This window comes from Kitasatospora sp. SUK 42 (assembly GCF_015776785.2).
GTDB lineage: Bacteria > Actinomycetota > Actinomycetes > Streptomycetales > Streptomycetaceae > Kitasatospora.
Genome location: NZ_LFMD02000005.1, coordinates 266733 through 288055, shown reverse-complemented (window position 1 = coordinate 288055; position 21323 = coordinate 266733). Strand labels below are relative to the sequence as shown.

The 21323-nt window shown below is 73.9% G+C and carries 12 protein-coding genes; 6 read left to right on the top strand and 6 right to left on the bottom strand.

What is annotated here, in order from left to right:
- Window positions 1-20: 20 nt before the first annotated feature.
- Window positions 21-1082 (bottom strand): alpha/beta fold hydrolase, encoded by a 1062-nt coding sequence (locus RZ50_RS19965; protein ID WP_196948357.1) that lies wholly within the window; start codon window positions 1080-1082, stop codon window positions 21-23.
- A gap of 338 nt (window positions 1083-1420) precedes the next feature.
- Between RZ50_RS19965 and RZ50_RS19960 the strand changes: the two genes are divergently transcribed.
- The gene (locus RZ50_RS19960; RefSeq protein WP_305853055.1) at window positions 1421-2503 is read left to right on the top strand and encodes an alpha/beta fold hydrolase; all 1083 of its coding nucleotides are present in this window, start codon (window positions 1421-1423) and stop codon (window positions 2501-2503) included.
- A gap of 3 nt (window positions 2504-2506) precedes the next feature.
- Here the strand turns inward: RZ50_RS19960 and RZ50_RS19955 are convergent, their stop codons facing one another.
- Genes RZ50_RS19955 through RZ50_RS19935 form a run of 5 tightly spaced genes read right to left on the bottom strand, consistent with a single transcriptional unit; the run spans window position 2507 to window position 9047 of the window.
- Window positions 2507-3811 carry an FAD-binding oxidoreductase gene (locus tag RZ50_RS19955; protein WP_196948356.1) on the bottom strand — a complete coding sequence of 435 codons (1305 nt, stop codon included), beginning with the start codon at window positions 3809-3811 and terminating at the stop codon, window positions 2507-2509.
- Window positions 3811-4587, bottom strand: a complete 777-nt coding sequence (locus tag RZ50_RS19950; protein WP_196948355.1) for an ABC transporter ATP-binding protein — start codon at window positions 4585-4587, stop codon at window positions 3811-3813. Before RZ50_RS19950 ends, RZ50_RS19955 begins: the two co-directional genes overlap by 1 nt.
- Entirely contained in the window at window positions 4584-6431 is a 1848-nt protein-coding gene (locus tag RZ50_RS19945) for a dipeptide/oligopeptide/nickel ABC transporter permease/ATP-binding protein (RefSeq protein ID WP_196948354.1), read from the bottom strand. Before RZ50_RS19945 ends, RZ50_RS19950 begins: the two co-directional genes overlap by 4 nt.
- A gap of 49 nt (window positions 6432-6480) precedes the next feature.
- Window positions 6481-7449, bottom strand: coding sequence for an ABC transporter permease (locus tag RZ50_RS19940; protein WP_196948353.1), 969 nt, complete (start codon window positions 7447-7449; stop codon window positions 6481-6483).
- A 14-nt stretch (window positions 7450-7463) separates the two neighbouring features.
- A complete protein-coding gene (locus RZ50_RS19935; protein WP_196948352.1) occupies window positions 7464-9047 on the bottom strand; it encodes an ABC transporter substrate-binding protein in 1584 nt (527 codons plus the stop codon).
- Window positions 9048-9257: 210 nt separating this feature from the next.
- On the opposite strand from RZ50_RS19935, the gene RZ50_RS19930 reads away from it, so the two are divergent.
- From RZ50_RS19930 to RZ50_RS19910, 5 genes are all read left to right on the top strand, one after another.
- Entirely contained in the window at window positions 9258-10967 is a 1710-nt protein-coding gene (locus RZ50_RS19930) for a DUF885 family protein (protein ID WP_196948351.1), read from the top strand.
- Between the two features lie 292 nt (window positions 10968-11259).
- Window positions 11260-11607 carry a DUF5132 domain-containing protein gene (locus tag RZ50_RS19925; protein WP_196948350.1) on the top strand — a complete coding sequence of 116 codons (348 nt, stop codon included), beginning with the start codon at window positions 11260-11262 and terminating at the stop codon, window positions 11605-11607.
- Between the two features lie 230 nt (window positions 11608-11837).
- Window positions 11838-14096, top strand: a complete 2259-nt coding sequence (locus RZ50_RS19920) for an ATP-binding cassette domain-containing protein (RefSeq protein WP_308271922.1) — start codon at window positions 11838-11840, stop codon at window positions 14094-14096.
- 447 nt (window positions 14097-14543) lie between these two features.
- Window positions 14544-14888 (top strand): DUF5132 domain-containing protein, encoded by a 345-nt coding sequence (locus RZ50_RS19915; RefSeq protein WP_217680673.1) that lies wholly within the window; start codon window positions 14544-14546, stop codon window positions 14886-14888.
- A 466-nt stretch (window positions 14889-15354) separates the two neighbouring features.
- Window positions 15355-21323 (top strand): non-ribosomal peptide synthetase (locus tag RZ50_RS19910; RefSeq protein WP_217680672.1); only part of this gene is annotated, 5969 nt, incomplete at its 3' end.

Sequence of the window (21323 nt, the reverse complement as noted above, 5' to 3'; positions counted from 1 at the left end):
CTCCCGCGGTGGCCTGCGGGTCAGAGGTGGTCCACGTCGACGACGGCCTGGGCGAAGGCGGTGGGCGCCTCCTGGGGCACGTTGTGGCCGACGTCGGCCAGCGTCCGGTGCTCGTACTTCCCGGTGAACATGGCGCGGTAGCCGGAGCCGTCACCAGGAGCGGTGAACGGGTCCAGGGCGGGGTCGAGGGCGATGGTCGGCACGCCGATGACGGGCTTGCGGGCCAGCAGGTGTTCGTCGTGGTCGTAGCGGCGCTCGCCGTCGGCGACGCTGAGCCGCCAGCGGTAGTTGTGGACCACGACCGCGGCGTAGTCGGGGTTGTCGAAGGCGGCCGCGGTGCGCTCGAAGGTGGCGTCGTCGAAGTGCCAGGTGGGGGAGACGGACTGCCAGACGAACCGGGTGAGGTCGTGCCGGAGCCGCTTGTCCTGCATGGCCCTCCTGCCCCGCTCGGTGGCGAAGTAGTACTGGTACCACCAGTCGTGCTCGGCGGCCGGCGCGATCGGCTTGAGCTGCTCCTCGCGGTCGGTGATGAGATAGCCGCTCACCGACACCAGGGCCTTGACGCGCTCGGGCCGCAGGGCCGCCAGGATGTCGCCGGTCCGCGAGCCCCAGTCGAAGCCGGCCATGACCGCGCGGTCGATCCTGAGGGCGTCCATCAGGGCGATGATGTCCACCGCTACGGCCACCTGTTGACCGTTGCGGAAGGTCCGGTTCGACAGGAAGCGCGTGGTGCCGTGGCCCCGGAGGTAGGGGACGATCACGCGGTAGCCGAGGTCCGCGAGGAGCGGGGCCACGTCCACGTAGCTGTGGATGTCGTACGGCCAGCCGTGCAGGCACAGGACCACCGGCCCGCCGGCGGGGCCGAGTTCGGCGTAGCCGACGTTGAGCAGCCCGGCGTCGACCTGTTTCAGCACCGGGAAGGAGGTGTGGGTGCCGGGCGTGATCCCGGGGACCACGGGGGCCTCTGTGGAGCGGCCCGGGTCGGGTGCGGCGCTCGAAACGCCCCGCAGGCCGGCCAGTGGGAAGGCGGTCGCGCCGGTGCCCAGTCCCAGAGCCTTGGTGAAGCCACGCCTGTCGATCATGTGAAGCCTTCCGAGAGAGGTGACCGTGTCTCCCGCGTCTCCTGCCGGGGAGGTGTCCTCTCCGGCGGTACCCGGGGTCGTGCTCGGGGTGGTGCTCGGGCGGCCGCCGTTCCAGGAGCCAGCTAACCGCACCGTGCGGGCCACGGCCCCTCCCCCGGGGGATCGGCCGGTCACCGGGCGCACGGGCGTCCGCCTTGTCCCGCCCCGCCTCGGGAACCCCCGGAACCTCGACGTCTCCCGGGATCGCGCCGTAGGCCGATCGTGTGTTCGCGGGTGGCGTCAGGGCGTACGGACGGGGGAAGGAGACGAGGAGAGCTTGCCGATGCCGCGGAGGTCCGATGCGCGGAGACGGACGGGTGACGAACGCCCTGCTGGCGCTGCTGAGCCGGGACTGGCTGGGGGTGCCGGTCGCGCTGCTGGTGGCGGGGGCGGGGGCCGGGCTGATCGGGTCGGGCGCGGCCTGGGCGGTGGCGCCGGGTGGTCTCCTGGTGGCCGCCGGTGCGGCGCTGGCGGTGGGAGCGGTGCGGCACCTGGTGCTGGTGGGCCGGGGGCCGGGGGCGGGGCCACCGCCGGGCCGGCTGGTCGGGGTGGGCGGGCACCGGATGCACGTCCTCGCCGAGGGGCCCGCCGGGGGCGGGCCGACGGTGGTCTGGATGCCGGGCGGGCACGCGCCGGGTGAGGAGTTCCGACGGCTGCACACGATGACGGCGGCCCGGACGCGCTCGGTGCTGGTCGACCGGTTCGGTTCGGGGTGGAGCGATGTCGGGCCCTTCCCGAGGACGACGGCGGTCGAGGCCGAGGAACTGCCGGCGGCGCTGCTGGCGGCGGGGGAGCGGGCCCCCTTCGTGTTCGTCGGCCACTCCTTCGGCGGACTGCTGGTCGCGAACGTGGCGAGGAGGCGCCCCGATCTGGTGGCCGGACTCGTCCTGCTGGATCCCACGCCGGCGGAGGTGATCGCCTTCGGGCCGCCCAACCGGCTGATCACGGGCATGCGCCGGGCGTTCCTGCTGACGGCGGTGCGGCACCTGTTCGGCGTGCACCGCGGCCGTGGCGGCCGGACCGGCCAGTACTGCGCCGCCGCGTCGATCTTCGCGGAGCTCTCGCCCGCCGGTCTGGCGGAGGTGGGCTGGGAGACGGTGGTCTACGACGGGGACCTCGGCCACCTGCCGGTGCTGCTGGTCATACCCCGGGACCTCACGGGCGGCGAGAACGTACTGGCCGCCGCGAGGGACGAGGCCGAGGCCGGGCGGATCGCCAGGTTCTACCTCCGCGCCCGGACCCGCTACCTGGCGGCGTCGACCGAGGCCCGGTTGGTCCACTCGCCGGACGGCACCGGCCACGACTTCCCGACCGAGGCGCCCGGCTTCGTCGTCGACCTGGTCGACGGCCTGGTGCGGGAGCTGCGCACGGTCAGCCCGTGATCGTCAGCCCATGACCGTACGGGCGGAGCCGGGCCCGACCGGGCGCCGGCGGGAGAAGGCGCCCAGGTCCACGACGTTGCCGGTGTGCTCGCCGCGGTGGTGTACCGGGTCGTGGTCGTGGTCGTGGCCGGCCTCGACCAGGTCGACGAGGGTCGCGAGGAAACGGCCCACCAGCGGGGCGTTCTTGAACTGGTTGCCGCTGGTGCCCATGGCGACGTAGTAGCCGTCGAGGGCGGTGCGGTCGTAGATCGGGGTCCAGTCGTCGGCGACGTCGTACACGCCCGCTACGCCGACGGGCCGGTTGGGGATCCCGATCTCCGGGAAGCGGCGGGCCGCCCGGGTCACCTGGGCCCGGAAGCGGTGGGCGGTGGGGCGTGGATCGGCCTCGTCCGGGTCGTCGACCCACTCCGGCGGGTCGCAGGCGGGCTGGGTCCCGCCGACGAGGAGGCGGCCCGCGGTGGCCGGCCGCAGGTAGGTGCCGAGGTCGACGTCGGCGACGACCGGGCCGAAGCCGGCGGTGCGGCCGCCCGGCGCGGCGATCTGGTGGACCTCCTCGCGCAGCGGGCGGACGCCGACGGTGAAGTCGTCCCCGACGCCTGCCAGCCGGTTGAGGCCCCCGGACCACGGACCGGCGGCGTTGACCACGACCGGCGCGGAGATCCGCGTGCCGTCGGCCAGCCGGACGCCCGTCACCCGGTCCGCGTGCCGTTCGACGGCCACCACGGTCCGGTGGAACAGGAACTCCGCACGCAGCTCGCCCGCCGCGTCGGCGAGGTTGCGGGCCGCGAGCTGCGGGTCGTCGACGAAGCCCGCGTCCGGGGTGAAGAGGGCGCCGAGCTCGCCGGCCGCGGGGGAGAAGAAGCCGTCGTCGTCCACCGGCTTCGGCGGCCAGTACCGTCCGGTGTCGATCCCGGGCAGGCGCCGGCGCAGCGTCGGGGCGTCCCACCGCTCGTACGGGACGCCGGCGCGCTCGAACAGGGCGGTGACGTCGGCCGGCGCGGCGGCGGGGGAGTCGAGCAGTACGGCGCCGGTGCGGTGGAAGGCCGCCAGCAGCCGGCGCGTACCGAGCCGCAGGTGGTCGGGCCAGGAGGCCCAGAGGTGGTGGGCCTCCCAGGCCGTGGCGACGCCGTCGAAGGTGGAGTAGTTGAACCGGATGATCGCACTGGAGGCGCTGGTCGACCCGTGGCCGGCCGCGCCCGCCTTGTCCACGACGACCACCTGCCGTCCGGTGCGCGCGAGTTCGAGGGCGACGGCGGCGCCGATCACCCCGGCGCCGACCACCACCGCGTCCGGCTGGCCACCGGTCATCAGGACCTCCGAGGGGACAGGCGGGGCACGGAGGCGAGCAGTTCCCGGGTGTACGGGTGCCGCGGGTCGCGCAGGAGGGCCTCGGTGGGGCCGGTCTCGACGATCCGGCCGTGCCGCATGACCGCCACCACGTCGGAGACGTGGCAGACGGCGGGCAGGTTGTGGCCGATGAACAGCATGGACAGGCCCAGCCGTCGCCGGAGTTCGCGGATCGTGTTGAGGACGGAGGCCTGCACCGAGACGTCGAGCGCCGAGGTGATCTCGTCGGCGATCAGGAGGCCGGGTTCGACGGCCAGGGCGCGGGCGACGGCGACCCGCTGGCGCTGGCCGCCCGAGAGCTGCCGCGGCAGCCGGTCGGCGAGCCGGGGATCCAGCCCGACGAGTTCGAGCAGGCCGGTGACGCGCTCGGCCCGGGCCGGCCGGTCGAGCCGCTGGAAGACGGTGGCCGCCTCGACGAGGGTCTGGCGGACCGTCATCCGGGGGTCGAGCGCGGTGTCCGGGTCCTGGAGGACGATCTGGACCAGGCGGCCGAGCTCGCGCCGGGCCCGGACGGTACGGACGCGGACCTCCCGGCCGTCCAGCAGGACGCTGCCGCCGTGCACGGGGACCAGCCCGACGACCGCCCGGGCCAGGGTCGACTTGCCCGAGCCGGACTCGCCGACGAGCCCGAGCGTGGCGCCGGACGGGACCTCCAGCGAGACGCCGTCCACCGCGGTGACCGGGCCGCGCGGGCCGTGATGGCGGACGGTGAGCTCGCGGAGCCGCAGCTCGGTCATGACGGGCCCGCCTCCATCCGATCGGCCGCAGGATCGTCGGTCGTCACCGGCAGCGGGTACCAGCACGCGACGCGCTGGACCGCGTCGAGGTCCTCCAGCGGCGGGGCCTCCCGCGCGCAGCGCTCCCGCCGGTGCGGGCAGCGGGGCTCGAACGGGCAGCCCGGGGCGGGCGCCAGCGGGTCGGGCGGCGCACCCGCCACCGTCGGCAGCGGCCGGTCGCGGTCCGCGGTGAGGTCCGGCACCGACGCGACGAGGGCCCGGGTGTAGGGGTGCCGGGCGGCGGTGGCGAGCCGGTCGGCGGGCAGGGCCTCGACGATCGCTCCCGCGTACATCACCAGGACGCGTTCGCAGAACCCGCTCACGAGCGCGATGTCGTGGCTGATGAACAGCACGGCGGCGGAGGTGTCCCGCCGCAGCCCGGAGAGCAGTTCGGTGATCTGCCGCTGCACGGTGACGTCGAGGGCGGTGGTCGGCTCGTCGGCGATGATCAGGTCGGGCCGCACCATCAGGCCGGAGGCGATCATCACCCGCTGGCGCTGGCCGCCGGAGAGCTGGTGGGGGCGGGCCCGCAGCAGTGAAGGGGGCAGGGCGACCCGGCGCAGGGCCTCCGAGGCCTCCCGCAGGGCCTCCGCGTGCCTCATGCCGAGGTGGACCCGGGCGGCCTCGGTGAGCTGGGTGGAGATCCGGAGCGACGGGTTGAGTGCCGAGGCCGGGTTCTGGAAGACCATTGCCAGGCCGGTCGCGAGGTGGTGGTCGCGCTGCCTGGGCGTCATGGCGGCCAGGTCGGCTCCCAGCAGCCGGAGCGTCCGGTGGGAGACCCTGGCCCGCTCCGGGAGCAGGCCGGCGATCGCGAGCGCGGTGAGCGACTTGCCGGAGCCGGACTCGCCGACCAGCCCGACGATCTCCCCCGGCCGCAGCGACAGGCTCACGCCGCGGACCGGCCGGATCACGCCCTCCGGGGTGGGGAGTTCGACGCCGAGGTCCTCCACCTGGAGCACCAGGCCCTCCTCGGCGGGCCCGCTCGACACGACCGGCGGCCGGGGCGGCCGGGAGGCCGGACCGCGCCGGGCGACGCCTCCGGCCAGGACCTCGCCGAGCAGCTGGAACGTCACCGCCGCGTAGAGGATGGCCAGGCCCGGGGCCAGCGCGGGCAGCGGCTGGGCGTAGATGCGGTCGAGCCCCTGGTTGAGCAGGCGCCCCCAGTCGTAGCCGGGCGGCTGGACGCCCAGGCCGAGGAAGCTCAGCCCGGAGAGCGCGACCAGGGAGGTGCCCGCCGCCGTGGTGACGCTGAGCAGCAGCGGCTCGGCGATGTTCGGCAGGACGTGCCGCCACAGCAGCCGGTGCCGGCGCAGGCCGAGGACCCGGGCGGAGGCCAGGTGGTCGGTGCCCGCGACGGCGGCGGCGAGCGTCTGGGCGAGGCGGGCGAAGCCGGGCACTCCCGCGACGGCGATGGCGAGCACCGCCCCGCCGGCGCCCGCGCCGAACACGACCGCGAGGAAGAGCGCGACCAGGAGCGCGGGGAAGGCGAGCAGCAGGTTGATCAGCGCGGCGAGCAGGCGGCGGGCGCGGGGGCCGACGACGGCGGTGGACGCCCCGAGGAGGACACCCGCGCCCGCGCCGATCGCGGTCGCGGCCAGTGCGAGGAGCAGGGAGGGCCGGGTGGCGGCCAGCACCCGGGCGAGGAGGTCGCGCCCCAGGTTGTCGGTGCCGAACGGGTGCGCCCCGGACGGGCCTTGCAGCACCACCGAGGGGTCCGGCCGGTCGGCCGCCGCGCCCCAGACGAGCGGGCCCGCCAGCGCGAGCACGACCAGCGAGGCCAGCATGGCCGTGGCGGCCCAGGCCATGGGTGAGCGGAGGTACCTGGTGGGACCGGCGGGAAGGGGCATCGGATCCTCAGCTCTCCCGGATCGTCGAACGCGGGTCGAGCACGGCCAGCAGCAGGTCGACCAGGAGGCTCGCGAGCAGCACGGTGGTGCCCAGGATCAGCACCATCGCCTGGACCACGGGGTAGTCCTGGGAGACCACGGACTGCGCCATCGCCGAACCGATGCCGGGCCAGGCGAACACCTTCTCGACCAGGACGGTGCCGGCGATCATGGCGGGCAGCAGGCCTCCGGCGACGGTGAGCGCGGCGGTGGCCGTGTTCGGCGCCGCGTGCCGCAGGTAGCGCCGTGCCGGCGGCAGCCGCTTCGCCCGGGCGGTGCGCATGTAGTCCTCGGCGAGCACCTTCAGCGCCTCGACCCGGACGATGCGCACCAGGACGGCGGTGGGCGCCACGGAGAGCGCGAGGACCGGCAGGACGAAGGCTCCGGCGCCCCCCGTACCGGCCACCGGGAGCAGCTGGAGGCCGACGGCCAGCAGCGCGGTGAGCCCGGCCGCGAGGACGAAGTCGGGCACCCCGGCCAGGCCGGCGGTCACCGTCGTGAACACCAGCTCGCTGCGCGGGTGCCGGCCGTCGCGGGTGCGGACGGCGGCGAGCAGGCCGCAGGGCAGGGCGACGGCGAGTGTGAGGAGGAAGGCCAGGCCGGCGATCTCCAGGGTGGCCGGCAGCCGGGTGCGGACGAGTTCCGCGACCGGCGTGCCGGTGACCAGCGAGGTGCCGAGGTCGCCGTGCACGAGGCCGTCGAGGTAGTGCCGGTACTGGGACGGGAAGGGCGCGTCGAGCCCGAGCTGGTGCCGGCGGGCGGCCACCAGGGCGGGGGAGGCGTCGACGCCGAGCGCCGCGCGGACCGGGTCCCCGGGTACCAGGCGGATCATCGCGAACGACGCGGTGAGCACGACGCCGAGGGACAGGACCAGCCGGGCCGTGCGTCGGCCGAGGAAGACCGTCCAGGGGTGCCGCAGCAGGCGGGCAACGGACATGGCGGGTCCCCCGGTCACTGGTGGAGGCGGATGCTGGTGGGGACGAGCTGGCCGCCGAAGGTCGTGGCGAAGGCGGTGCTCCGGCCGTACACGGTGATGTGGCCGTCGGCGATCGGCAGGGCGTCGGCCGCGCGGAGGAGTGCGGCGGCGGCCCGGTTCCAGGTGCCGCAGCCCTCGGTGTCCGGCTCCCGGAGGGCCTGGGCGACGAGGGCGTCGTACGCGGGGTTGGCGACGCCCGCGAAGTTGAGGCCCTGGGCGGGCGTCGGACCGGAGAAGAACGGGACGAAGCCGACCGGCAGGGCGAAGCCCGGTGAGGTTCCGACCACGACGTCGAAGTCCCCGGTCTGGTACATGGCGTTGACGAGGGCGGGCAGGCTCTCGCTGACCGGTGTGACGTCCGCGCCGAGCGCCGTCCAGGAGCGGGCCATCAGCTCGGCGACGGCCGGCAGGGTCGGGCCGGCGTCCGGGGTGATCAGGCGCAGCCGGAGCGGCCGGCCGTCCTTGGTCAACCGGCCGTCGGCGGAACGGGTCCAGCCCGCCGCGCGCAGCGCCTCGGCGTCGTCGTCCCGTGCGGGCAGGTTGGCGGCGGCGAGGTCGGCGTGGCAGACGCCGCCCTCGGCACCGAAGTCGGTGGCGGGCCGGCCGGTGCCGCCGACGGCGACGTTGGCGAGCCCCTGGCGGTCGAGGGCGGACACCAGGGCCCGCCGCAGTGCCGGGTCGGCCAGGGGGCGGCCGGGGCGCTGGTTGAAGAAGGTCAGCCCGACGACGGTCGCCACGTCGGCGGCGGCCAGGCCGTGGCCGGTGAGCCGGGCGCGGTCGGGTCCGTCGACGCCCGCGATGTCGACGCCTCCGGTGAGCAGCAGGTTCGCGGCGGTGGAGGCCTGGGGCACCACCGAGACGACGATGCGGGCGGGGAGGCCGGGCTCCGCCGTGGTCGCCCCGGCCGGTCCCCAGGCGTAGCCCTCCCGCACGGTGAACTCGTACGGTCCGCCCGGGGTGTAGCGGGACAGCACGTACGGCCCGGTGCCCCGGGTGGAGCGGTCCAGCGACTGCGGCCGGTCGAGGCCGGCGGGGCAGACGATCGGCAGCAGCCCGAGGGTGCGGGTGAGGAACGGGAAGGGCGTGCTGGTGGTCGCCGACACGGTGCCGGCCGCGTCGTCGGCGCTCGCGGTGTACGGGACGCTCGGGAGGACGGTCTGCGCGCCGGCGAGCTGGTTGGCAGGGTCTCCGGCGTAGTTCAGTGCCCGGGCCACCGCCGTGGCGGTGAGGGGGGTGCCGTCGGAACAGGTGATCCCGGGGCGGAGGGTGAAGGTGGCCGCGGTGGTGGTGGCCTGCCACGAGGAGGCCAGACCGGAGACCACCGTGCCGTCGGCCGAGACGTTGACCAGCGAGTCGTAGGCGTAGCGGGCCTGGGCAAGGCCGAGGGCCGTGTACGGGTTGAAGCTCGGGGTCTCGCCGGCCTCCGCGATCCGGACGGTCCCCCGGTCCACGAGAGGCGTGCTCGTCGAGGAGCGCGCGAGGTGTCCGCAGCCGGCCAGTGCGACGGCCGCGGCGGTCACGGCGGCCGCCAGGGAGACCGGCAGGGGGCGACGGGGCATGGCGCCATGGTGTCACCGAGTCCCGGCCTCGGCGAGTCAACTCGCCTGTGCAGCAAGCATGTTCGAGAGCTCGGCGAGGCCTGTCGGCATGGTCGGCGGGCGTGGAGGCAGGCGGCACGGGTTGATGCGATTCACCCGTTCGGGGGAGGTCTCGGACGGTCGGACGCCGATCCGGGGACCCGACCGGTCCGTCGTCGCCAGGATGGCGACATGACGACGAACGAACCGGGCCGGGGGATCGGCCATCTGGCGGACCGCTACTGGGAGTTCCTGCTGGAGCGCGACCCGCTGCTGAGGATCCGCCAGGGGCTCGCGGTCGAGACGCTGCCGGGGTTCTCGCTCGCCGAGGCCGAGGAGCGGGCGCGGTTCGCCGAGGGCGTGCTGGAGCGGCTCCGGCTGCTCGACGGCGCGGAGGCGTCCGGAGCCGACGCCGACACCGCCGCCTTCCTCGCCGGGCTGGCCGGGCAGGAACTGCGGACCCTCCGCTGCTACTGGCTGACGCCCGCCGTCACGCCGTACCGGCTGTTCCCCCTCTCGCAGTACGCCGACGCCGTGCTGCGCCCCTTCCGCTTCGCCGAACCGCCGGACGTCGAGCGGTACTTGGCGTTGGTGCGCGAGCTGTCCCGGGTGGTCGGCTCGATCGGGGACAAGGCGGCGGAGCAGGCCGCCCGGGGCTTCCGGGTGCCCGCCCCGGCCCTGCCCGGCGCGCGCGCCACCGCCGTCGGCCTGAGGGCCGCCACGGCGGAGCGGGTCGAGGTCGGCGAGGACCGGCTCGGCGGGCTGGGGCCGGCCGGGCGCGGACGGCTCCTGGACGGCGTGCGGCGGCTGGTGGACGCCGAGCTACTGCCGGCCTTCGACCGCCTGCTCGCCGTCGTCGACGACCCGGACTACCTGAGCGAGGCGCCGCGGACCGTCGGCTGGGCGGGTTACGAGGGCGGGGAGGAGGCGTACCGGGAGTTCGTCCGGACGCACACCGGCGACGACGGCACGTCTCCCGAGCGGCTGCACGAGCTCGGCCGCGAGCAGTGCCGTGAACTGGCCGAGCGGATGCGGGAGGTCCGCGCCGGCCTCGGATTCCCGGGCTCCGAGGAGGAGTTCCACGAGCGGCTGCGGAGCGAGCCGCGCCTGTACGCCCGGACGGCCGAGGAGGTCGAGGCCCGGTTCCGCCGGTACCTCGACCGGCTGGCCCCGCTGCTGCCCCGCTGGTTCGCCGTGCTGCCGGCCGCCCCGTACGGGCTGGCCCGGCTGGACCGGGCGCTGGAGGCGGGGATGACCTTCGGGTACTACGAGCAGCCCACACCGGCCGATCCGGTCGGGCGCTACCGCTACAACGGTTCGGGCCTGGACCGGCGGTCGCTGCTGGGCGCGGCCTCCCTGATCTACCACGAACTGGCGCCTGGTCACCACTTCCACCTCGCCCGGCAGGCGGAGAACCGTTCGCTGCCGCAACTGCGCCGTGAGGTGGCCGAGTTCGGCGCGTTCAACGAGGGCTGGGCCGAGTACGCGGCCGGGCTCGGCTGGGAGATGGGCCTCTACGACGACCCGTGGGACGCGTACGGGCGCCTCGCGCAGGAGCGGTTCACCGCCCAGCGCCTCGTGGTCGACACCGGCCTCAACCTCGGGACCATGAGCCTGGAGCGGGCGCGGGGCTTCATGCGGGCCAACTCCACCGAGGGGGAGGCGCAGATCGCCTCGGACCTGTTGCGCTACTCGACGGACCTGCCCGGCCAGGCGCTCTCGTACCGCGCGGGCTATCTGGAGTTCGTCCGGCTGCGGGTGCGCGCCGAGAGGGAGGCGGGCGCGGGGTTCGACGCGCGGGCCTTCCACGAGGCGGTGCTGGGCGGCGGCGGGTTGCCGTTTCCGGCGCTGTGGCGGAGGGTGGCACGGGAGCTCGGCGAGCCTCAGGGAAATCACAAATAGTAGTAGCGGTTCATTCGGTGAACGTGGGTTCGGCAATTCGCGCCACACCGGGAAGCCAAGAGCACTCGCATGAGTGAAACCCGCCGAGGATCTTTGGTAGCGATGCGCATGGTTCGACTACGGTGTCGAAGGTTGCGAACGGTGGGCCCGTGGATCAAGGAATTCCGATCCGGCGGAATGTCCGGAGAATTCCGGGAACGGGTGCGTCCGTCCGCCCAGCTATGCGCTGCTCCGGTGTTCGCAGTGCCCGGGGTCCCCGTCATATGTCTGCGTAGAGAAAGGATGGAGCATCATGCCACCCGTCATCCCGCCCTTCCTGGTCGGCCTCGTCGTCGCCCCTCTGGCCAAGCGGCTGCTCAAGCCGCTGGTGCGCGGCGTCGTCAAGACGTCCGTGGGCATCGTCCTGGAGGTGAAGCAGGCGGCCCACGAGGCCGGGGAGAACATCCACGACCTCGCGGCCGAGGTGGCCGCCGACATGGTGGCCGCGCAGTCCTCCGGCGACGGCCACCGCGCGGCCGATGGTGCCGTCCCGAGCGGATCGAGCGGAGGGAAGGACGAAGCCGCCGACCGGGGCGAGAGCGACGTGAGGACCCCGAAGATCCGCGCGACCGCCGGAGCCGGAGCCGGAAAGTCGAACTGACGGTCTGCCTGGCGGACCGGCCCGCCGCACGGGCGCGTCATTCCGAGATCCGTCGAAATGAGCGCCCGTGCGGCGGCGGCCTGAGGTTCGCCGAACGCGTGGCCCTTTCCCGCAGAATTCCCACTCCGTCGCGGCGCTCCGTCCTGCCCGTGGCGGATTCCCGTGATCTTCGTAAACAGGTGATCGTACACATGCCGTCTCCCCTGGGTGCCGCAGCCGGATATCGCTCCGTGGATGTGGACGTGCGCCCGCGCTCGGTCATTCCGGGCCGCCAGCGCTGGGACGTCAAGCCGGTGCTCGGCCGGCCCCGAACGGCCGAAGGCCTCGCCGCCGCCCTGCGGCGCGTCCCCGGGATCACCCAGGCGCAGGCCAGCCCGATCACCGGCGGGGTCCTCGTCCGGCACGACGCGCGCGTGAGCGCCGCGGACGTCGACCGGATCGTCCGCCGGGCCGTCGCCCTGGTCATGGCGGGCCCGGCCGGAGCGTCTCGCCCCGGACCGCCGCGGTCCGCCCCCGAAGCGGCGCCGCGGGTGGACCGAGGCCTCGTCGTGCGCCCCGTCCTCGCCGTCGGGGGCGGAGTGGCGGCCGGCATCGCGCTGATCCGCGGGTCGGCGCTCAGCAAACAGCTGGTCGCGCTGGGCGGCGTGGCGACGGCGACCGCGGCCGTCCTGCGGAAGGCCTGGCAGCGCACGGCCGGCGAGGCCCGGGAACTGGCAGGGCCCGGCACCGCACGGCACCCGCTGTCGGAGATCGTCGGACCGCACCGAAAGCGCCTCTACCGTGCCGCGGCGCTGTCGGTCGGCTGCCAGATCTCGGAGGTGGCGCTCGGCACCTTCCTCGGCTGGACGGGTCTCGTGCTCATCAAGGGCCAGGCCGCGCCGCTGGTCAGCTTGGGTTTGACCACCGCGTCCGCCCAACTCTGGGGTCTGGCAGGGCTGGTGGCGGCGGCCTGCGCCGCCGTGGCGGGCCTCTCGTACGCCTCGAACCTCCAGTGGCGCCGGCTCGGCCAGGACATCGAGCACGACTGGCGGGGCCGCACCTACGGGCACGTGCAGCACCTCGAACTGCGGCACCTGGAGGGCGAGCGGACGACCCGGGTGGCCGGCGCCCTCACGGACGACGTCGGACAGCTGGGCGCCTTCTTCGCCACCTCCGCCAACGACCTGCTGCAACTGGGCGCCAGCCTCGCCATTCTGGTGCCGGCGTTCCTGCTGCTGGCACCGCAGATCGCCTGGATCGCGTTCCTGCCCATTCCGGTCATCGCCTGGCTGTCCTTCCACTACCAGGACAAGGTGACGGCCGACTACTCCGTCTCCGCCGAAGACCGGGCCAGGCTGCACAGCCAGCTGGTCAACACGCTGGAGGCCGGCGCCACCGTCAAGAGCTTCTGCACCGAGGACTACGAGGCCGAGCGCATCGACCGGCTCAGCGAGACGGCCCAGGAGAGCAGGGGCCAGACCGACCGGAGCACGATCCGACACGGTGAGGTCGTCCGGGCCTTCACGACCACCTCGATGGCGGGCACGTTGCTGATGGGCGGCCGCGCGGTGCTCAACGGCAGCCTGCGGTTCGAGGTGTTCAGTCCGCTGATCGGGTTGCCCCAGACGGTGATGCTGCGGATGAGCCGGCTCGGCGGCATCGTCGACCAGTACCAGCGCACGCTGGCCTCCTACGACCGGGTCCAGCGGCTGCACGCCCTGCCCGTCGAGGCCGACGGTACCGGCGGACCGCTCGACACCGGGAAGGTGCAGGGGGAGGTCGTCCTCAAGGACGTGACCTTCGCCTACCCCGGCCGGCCCCCGGCACTGGACAACCTCTCGCTGACCATTCCCGCCGGGCAGGTCACCGCCCTCGTCGGCGCCACCGGCTCCGGCAAGACGACGATCGCCAAACTGCTGATGCGCTTCCAGGACGCCGAGTCCGGCACGGTGCTGCTCGACGGGCGGGACGTCTGCGACCTGCAGCGCCGGGACCTGCGTGACGCGATCGGGTTCGTCGCCCAGGACCCGTTCCTCTTCGACGGCACCATCGCCGACAACATCCGCTACGGCAGCTTCCAGGCCTCCGAGGCGGCCGTGGTCGAGGCGGCCACGATGGCCGAGGCGCACACCTTCGTCGCGACGCTTCCGGACGGCTACGACACGCTCATCGGCGAACGCGGCGCCGCGCTCTCCGGCGGCCAGCGGCAGCGGATCGCGCTGGCGCGGGCGATCCTCAAGGACTCGCCGGTCGTGATCCTCGACGAGGCCACCTCCGCCGTGGACAACGAGACCGAGGCCGCCATCCAGCGCACGCTCCGCACCTTCGCGGCCGACCGGACGATGCTGGTCATCGCCCACCGGCTCTCCACGGTCCGCCACGCCGACCTGATCTACGTGATGGACAAGGGGGGCGTCGTCGCCGAACAGGGCACCCACGACGAACTCCTCGCCCGGCACGGACTCTACGCGTCCCTCTGGCAGCTCCAGGCCGGCGAACTCGCCGCCTGACTGGCAGGGAACAGCGCGCCCGCGCCGTCGACCGCGTGACAGCACCGCGGTCGGCGGCGCGGGCGCGCTCTCACGCCTGCCCACACCTTCGTCCGGCACGCGTTTCGCCGGTTGACCACTGGTGGAGTCGGCATTGATATGCCAATAGGAATAGCACTTCACTCGAATGGCATATGTGCGGCACATCCGTCGCGGCCGAGAGCCTGAATAGCACTCGCACGGGTGAAACCTGCCGGGACTGTTTGGCCTCGACGGACAGGACTGGACTACGGTGACGGAGGAGCGGGCGGCGTACCCCATCGACGAGGAATTCGGCCCAGTCAAGGAATCCGGCGAGGGCATCGAGAATTCCGGGAACGGGTGCTTCCGTCCGCTCGGCTGTGCGTACTCCGGAGTTCGCAGTACGCGGGAACCCTGTCATCCGTCCGCGTGAGAGGTTGGGGCATCATGCCGCCCGTAGTTCCGCCGTTCCTCGTCGGCCTCGTCGTCGCTCCACTGGCCAAGCGGCTGCTCAAGCCGCTGGTGCGTGGCGCCGTCAAGGCGTCCGTCGGCATCGCCCTGGAGGTGAAGAAGGCGGCCCACGAGGCCGGGGAGAACATCCACGACCTCGCGGCCGAGGTCGCCGCCGACGTGGTGGCCGCGCAGGTCGCCTCCGGTGACGGCCGTCGGGCCGCCGACGGCGCCACCCTGAACGGCGGTGGGAAGGACGAAGCCGCCGACCGGTCCGAGGGCGAGGCGTGGACTCCGAAGATCCGCGCGACCGCCGGTGCGGTCGCCGGAAAGTCGCGCTGACGCCCTGATTCGCGGCCCGGCCCGCCGCCCGGGTGCGTCTTCCGACCGGCCTCGGAAGACGTGTCCACGCGGCGGTCGGGCGCGGGCCTTTCGGCCGCACCGCTTTTCCCCTCCAGACTTCTCACTCCGTCACAGAAGTCCGCCGTGCGCGGTATTCCGTCGTGCCCGTGGTGGATTCCCGTGACCTCCGCAAACAGGTGATCGTACACATGCCGTCTCTACCGGGTGCCGCAGCCGGATATCGCTCCATGGATCTGGACGTGTGCCCCGTCCTTCGTGCCGTCGGCGGCGGTGTGGCGACGGCGACCGTGGCCGTCCTCCGGAACGCCTGGCGCAGAACGGTCGACGAACTCGCCGCCTGACCCACAGCAGCCGTGCCCGCCCGCCGGCCGCGTGACGTCACCGCGGCCGGTGTGGCCCGGTGCGCCCTGCGCACCCGCCCGCCCACACTTCTGGAGGTACCCCCATGTCCCGTCGCGACGGCGACGTCCTTCCCCTGACGGCGGCGCAGCGTGAGATCTGGCTCGCCGAGCAACGGGCGCGGACAGCGCTCGACATCTACCGCATCGGCGACTACCTGGAGGTCCACGGTCCGGTCGACGCGGAGCTCTTCGCGACCGTGCTGCGCCGGGTCGTCGAGGAGATCGATTCACTGCACGTGAGTTTCGTCGACGACGGGCAGGGCGTGCGGCAGGTCGTCCGCGCGGCATGGGACTGGGAACCGGCCCTGCTCGACCTGAGCGCCGAGCCCGACCCGCGAGCGGCCGCTCTGGCGTGGATGGCCCAGGACCGGAAGCGTCCGCTGGACCTCGCCCGTGACCCGCTCTTCAGCCTGGCCTTGCTCAGCCTCTCGCCGACGTGCCACATCGTCTACCAGAACTACCACCACCTGGTGATGGACGGGTTCGGCCAGTCCCTCGTCCGGCGGCGGATGGCACGGATGTACACGGCGCTCGCCGCGGGAGGAACCGTCCCGCAGTCGCCGTTCGGCTCGCTGGACATCCTGATCCGCAGTGACGCGGACTACCGCGACTCGGCGCAGTTCACCTCCGACCGGTCGTACTGGACGGAGCGGTTCGCCGACCGGCCGGAACCGACCCACCTCACCGGCCGGGCTCCACACGGCGGGAACGGCCCGCATCCCGACCCGGAACCGGCGGTGCTCCGGGTGGACGCGCTGCGAACGGCGGCGGCGCAGACCGAAGCCCACTGGTCCCGCCCGTTGATCGCGGTGGCGGCTCTCTACGCGCACCGGCTCACCGGGGACCGGGACGTGCTGATCAGCCTTCCCGTCACCGGGCGCGAGGGAGCCGAACGTAGCCTGCTGTCCACGCCCGGCGCGGTGTCGAGCGTGGTGCCGCTGCGGCTGCCGGTGCGCCCGGACATGGGGTGGAACGACCTCGTCGCCGAGGTGGCGCGGGAGGTCGACGCGGCGCTCGCGCACCAGCGCTACCGCAGCGAGGACCTGTTCCGGGAACTCGGTGTCTCCGGTGCCATCGGCGCGGAGTTCCCGCTGGTCGTCAACATCGTGGTGCTCGACTCCGCGCAGAGCTTCGCAGGGCATCCCGCCACGCTGCGCTACCTGCTCCCGGACCCGGCCAACGGGCTGGCTCTCTGGATCACGGGCCAGCGGGGAGACGACGAACTCAGGGTCGAGCTCAAGGGCGCGCCCCAGACCTGGAACCACGACGAACTCGCCGTCCACCAACGGCGGCTGATCGCGCTGGTGGACACCGTCGCGCATGGCGACCCGCACGAGCCGGTCGGCAGGATCGGCCTGCTCGCCGCGGAAGAGGAGCGGGAGCTGCTGGCGCTCGGCGCCGGTCCGGCGGCCGAGGCCCCGGCCGGGACCTTGCCGGAGGTGTTCCGGGCGCAGGTGCGGGCGACGCCGGACGCGGTCGCGGTGGTGGGGCCGGACGCGTCGTTGACGTACGCGGAGCTGGACGCGCGGGCGAACCGGTTGGCGCACGCCCTGATCGCCCGGGGCGCGGGGCCGGAGCGGCTGGTCGCGGTGGCGCTGCCACGTTCGGCGGAGCTGGTGGTGGCGATCCTCGCGGTGCTGAAGACCGGTGCCGCGTACGTTCCGGTGGACCCGGAGTATCCGGCGGCGCGGATCGGGTACATGCTCGACGACGCGCGGCCGGTGCTGGTGGTGACGGCCTCCGGTGTCCGGGAGCGGTTGCCGGAAGCCGGCCCCACCGAGTGGCTGGTGGTCGACGATCCGGAGACGGCGGCGATGGTGGCGGGCCGCCCGGCCGTGGACCCGGAGGCGGCCGTCGAACCGGAGCATCCGGCGTACGTCATCTACACCTCCGGGTCCACCGGGCGGCCCAAGGGCGTCGTACCGACGCACGGCGGTCTGCTCAACCTGTTCGCCGACCAGCAGCGGGCCCTGTTCCCGCCCCTGCTCGCGGAACGGCGCCGGCTCCGCGTGGCGCTCACCACCTCGGTCTCGTTCGACGCCTCCTGGAACCAGCTGCTCGGCCTGTTCGCGGGCCACGAACTGCACGTCCCGGACCAGGCGACCTGGACCGACCCGGACGCCTTCGTCGAGTACGCCAGGCGCTGCCGCCTCGACTTCATCGAGGCCACCCCCTCGTACCTCCAAGTCCTGCTGAACCATGGCCTGTTGGGCGATCCGCAGTGGCGCCCGGCGATGGTCGCGGCGGGTGGCGAGGCGGTCCCGGAGCAGCTGTGGGAGCGGCTGCGTGCGGCCGACGGGGTGTCCGTCGTGAACTTCTACGGGCCGTCCGAGTGCACGGTGAACTCGGTGGTCGCTCCGCTGGCGTCGAGTTCTCGCGCGGTGATCGGCCGGCCGGTCGGCAACGCCCGGCTGTACGTGCTGGACGGCGCGCTGCGGCCGGTGCCCACGGGCGAGGCGGGCGAGCTGTACATCGCCGGCGCGGGTCTGGCGCGGGGCTACCTGAACCGGCCGGGTCTGACCGCGGGACGGTTCGTGGCGGACCCGTTCGGGCCGGCCGGCTCGCAGATGTACCGCACCGGTGACCTGGTGCGCTGGGGCCCGGAGGGGAACCTGGAGTTCCTCGGCCGCACCGACGACCAGGTGAAGGTCCGGGGATTCCGGATCGAACTCGGCGAGATCGAGTCCGTCCTCGCCGAGCACCCGCAGGTCGCGCAGGCCGCCGTTCTGGTGCGCACCGAGGAGGACGCCCGGCTGGTCGGCTACGTGGTACCGGTACCCGGCGTGACGGTGACCGCGCCCGCGCTGCGCGAGCACCTGCGTGAGCGGCTGCCGGAGTACATGGTGCCGACCGCGTTCGTGACGCTCGACGCGCTGCCGCTGACCCCGAACCGGAAGCTCGACCGGCGGGCCCTCCCGGCCCCCGAGCAGGCTGCGGCCGCCCCCGGCCGGGCCCCGCGCACCGCGACCGAGCACCTGCTCGCCGGGCTGTTCGCCGAGGTCCTCGGGGCGGTGTCGGTCGGCGTCGACGACGACTTCTTCGACCTCGGCGGGCACTCGCTGCTGGCCACCCGGCTGGTGTCCCGGGCGCGGTCGGTGCTCGGCGTGGAGCTGCGGCTGGGCGACCTGTTCGACGCGCCGACGGTGGCGGAGCTGGCGGCGGCGGTGGACGGCGCGGGCCGGGCGCGACCGGCGTTGGGGCGGCGCGAGCGGCCCGACGTGCTGCCGCTGTCCTTCGCGCAGCGCCGGCTGTGGTTCCTGCACCGCATGGAGGGCCCGAGCGCCACCTACAACATCCCGCTGACGCTGCGCCTGTCCGGAAGCCTGGACCAGCGGGCCCTGGAGGCCGCCCTCGCGGACGTGGTCGAGCGGCACGAGAGCCTGCGCACCGTCTTCCCGGTGATCGACGACGTGCCGTGCCAGCGGGTGCTGGACCCCGACGCGACACGGCCGCGACTGCGGGTGACCGAGGTCGGCGAGAGCGCCCTGCCGGACCGGCTGGCGGAGGCGGCCCGGTACGGCTTCGACCTCGCGGTGGAGCCGCCGTTGCACGCCGAACTGTTCCGGTTGGACGCCGAGGAGCACGTGCTGCTGCTCGTGGTGCACCACATCGCCGGTGACGGCTGGTCGACGGGCCCGCTCTCGCGGGACCTCACGACCGCCTACGCTGCCCGCGCCGAGGGGGCGAAGCCGGAGTGGTCGCCGCTGCCGGTCCAGTACGCCGACTACGCCCTCTGGCAGCGGGAGCTGCTCGGCGACGGCGCGGACCCGGACAGCCTGCTGAACGGCCAACTCGCCTACTGGCGGCAGCAGCTGGCCGACCTGCCCGAGCAGGTCGAGCTGCCCTTCGACCAGCCCCGGCCGGCGGCGATGTCCTACCGGGGCGCCCTCCTGCCGGTGCGGATCGACGCCGAGTTGCACCAGGGCCTGCGTGCGCTCGCCCGTGACGGCGGAGCCAGCCTCTTCATGGTGCTCCAGGCCGGGCTGGCGGCCCTGCTGGGCAAACTCGGCGCGGGCACCGATGTGCCGATCGGCACGCCGATCGCCGGACGCACCGACGAGGCCGTGGACGAGCTGGTCGGCTTCTTCGTCAACACCCTGGTGCTGCGCACCGATCTCTCCGGCGACCCGTCGTTCACCGAACTGCTGGGCCGGGTGCGGGCCGACGCGCTGGCCGCGTACGCGCACCAGGACGTGCCGTTCGAGCACCTGGTGGAGGCGCTGAACCCGACCCGGACGCTGGCGCACCACCCGCTGTTCCAGACCATGCTCGCCCTGCAGAACGCGCCGCTCGGGACCTTCGACCTGCCGGGGCTGCGGGTGACCACCGACCTGGTCCACACCGGCACGGCCAAGTGCGACCTGACCTTCATCCTGGCCGAACAGCCCGGCGAGGACGGGCTGTCGGGTGTGCTGGAGTACAGCACCGACCTGTTCGACGAGGCCACCGTGGCCGGGATCGTCGAGCGGTGGCTGCGGCTGCTGCGGGCCGTGGCCGCCGAGCCCGGCCGACGGATCGGCCAGGTGGACGTGCTGTCCGCCGAGGAGCTGCGCGCACTGCTGCCGACCGGCACCGGCCGGAGCGGGGAGGAGCCGGAGAGCAGCCTGACCGCGCTGTTCGAGCGGCAGGTCCGGGCGAACCCGGGCGCGGTCGCGCTCACGGACGGCGAAGTCTCCCTGAAGTACGGGGAGTTGAACGCGCGGGCGAACCGGTTGGCGCACGCTCTGATCGCCCGTGGGGTGGGGCCGGAGCGGTTGGTGGCGCTGGCTCTGCCGCGTTCGGTGGAGCTGGTGGTCGCCGTGCTCGCGGTGCTCAAGGCCGGCGGCGCGTACGTTCCGGTGGATCCGGAGTACCCGGCGGCCCGGATCTCCTATCTGCTCCAGGACGCCCGGCCCTCGCTGCTGGTGACGACGCGTGGGATCGGTGAGTTGCCGGGTGGGGAGTCCGTGGAGCGGCTGCTGCTGGACGCCGTCGACCTGGGCGGGCTGCCGGACACGGATCCGGGGGTCCCCGTCGATCCGGGCCACCCGGCGTATGTCATCTACACCTCGGGTTCCACGGGCAATCCCAAGGGTGTGGTGGTCCCGCACCGGAACGTGGTGCGGCTGTTCGGTACGACGGAGGGGCTGTTCGGTTTCTCCGCGGAGGACGTGTGGACGCTGTTCCACTCGTACGCGTTCGACTTCTCGGTGTGGGAGCTGTGGGGACCGCTGCTGTACGGCGGCCGGCTGGTGGTCGTGGACTACGAGACCAGCCGCTCGCCCGGCCGGTTCCTGGAGCTCCTCGCCCGCGAGCGGGTGACGGTGCTCAACCAGACGCCGTCCGCCTTCTACCAACTGGTGCAGGCGGACGCGGAGGCGCCGGAGACGAGCCGTGAACTCGCCCTGCGCACGGTGGTGTTCGGCGGTGAGGCGCTGGAGCACGCCCGGCTGGCGAGCTGGTACCAGCGGCACGCGGACGACGCGCCGCGGCTGGTCAACATGTACGGCATCACCGAGACCACCGTGCACGTCACCCACGTGGAGCTCGGCGCTTCCGGCACCACCACCGGCCAGATCGGCGAGGCCCTTCCGGACCTGCGGACGTACGTCCTCGGCGACGGCCTGCGGCCGGTGGCCCCGGGCGTCGCGGGCGAACTGTACGTCGCGGGCGCGGGGTTGGCGCGCGGCTACCTGAACCGGCCGGGCCTGACCGCCGGGCGGTTCGTCGCCGACCCGTACGGGCCGGCGGGATCCCGGATGTACCGCAGCGGCGACGTGGTGCGCCGGGCCGTGGACGGCAGCCTGCGCTACGTCGGCCGCGCCGACCAGCAGGTGAAGGTGCGCGGCTTCCGCATCGAGCTCGGCGAGATCGAGGCAGCTCTGGCCGCCCACCCCGGCATCGCCCAGGTCGCCGTGCTGGCCCGGCAGGACCGCGCCGACGACACCCGGCTGGTCGCCTACCTGGTGCCCGCCGCGGACGCCGCCCCGCGCCCGGCCGACCTGCGCGAGCACCTGGCCGCGCGGCTGCCGGA

Coding starts and splice junctions, on each gene's coding strand:
- RZ50_RS19960 (WP_305853055.1), top strand. CDS start 1,421: ATGCGCGGAGACGGACGGGTGACGAACGCCCTGCTGGCGCTGCTGAGC.
- RZ50_RS19925 (WP_196948350.1), top strand. CDS start 11,260: ATGCCACCCGTCATCCCGCCCTTCCTGGTCGGCCTCGTCGTCGCCCCT.
- RZ50_RS19955 (WP_196948356.1), bottom strand. CDS start 3,811: ATGACCGGTGGCCAGCCGGACGCGGTGGTGGTCGGCGCCGGGGTGATC.
- RZ50_RS19930 (WP_196948351.1), top strand. CDS start 9,258: ATGACGACGAACGAACCGGGCCGGGGGATCGGCCATCTGGCGGACCGC.
- RZ50_RS19945 (WP_196948354.1), bottom strand. CDS start 6,431: ATGGCCTGGGCCGCCACGGCCATGCTGGCCTCGCTGGTCGTGCTCGCG.
- RZ50_RS19915 (WP_217680673.1), top strand. CDS start 14,544: ATGCCGCCCGTAGTTCCGCCGTTCCTCGTCGGCCTCGTCGTCGCTCCA.
- RZ50_RS19965 (WP_196948357.1), bottom strand. CDS start 1,082: ATGATCGACAGGCGTGGCTTCACCAAGGCTCTGGGACTGGGCACCGGC.
- RZ50_RS19935 (WP_196948352.1), bottom strand. CDS start 9,047: ATGCCCCGTCGCCCCCTGCCGGTCTCCCTGGCGGCCGCCGTGACCGCC.
- RZ50_RS19950 (WP_196948355.1), bottom strand. CDS start 4,587: ATGACCGAGCTGCGGCTCCGCGAGCTCACCGTCCGCCATCACGGCCCG.
- RZ50_RS19940 (WP_196948353.1), bottom strand. CDS start 7,449: ATGTCCGTTGCCCGCCTGCTGCGGCACCCCTGGACGGTCTTCCTCGGC.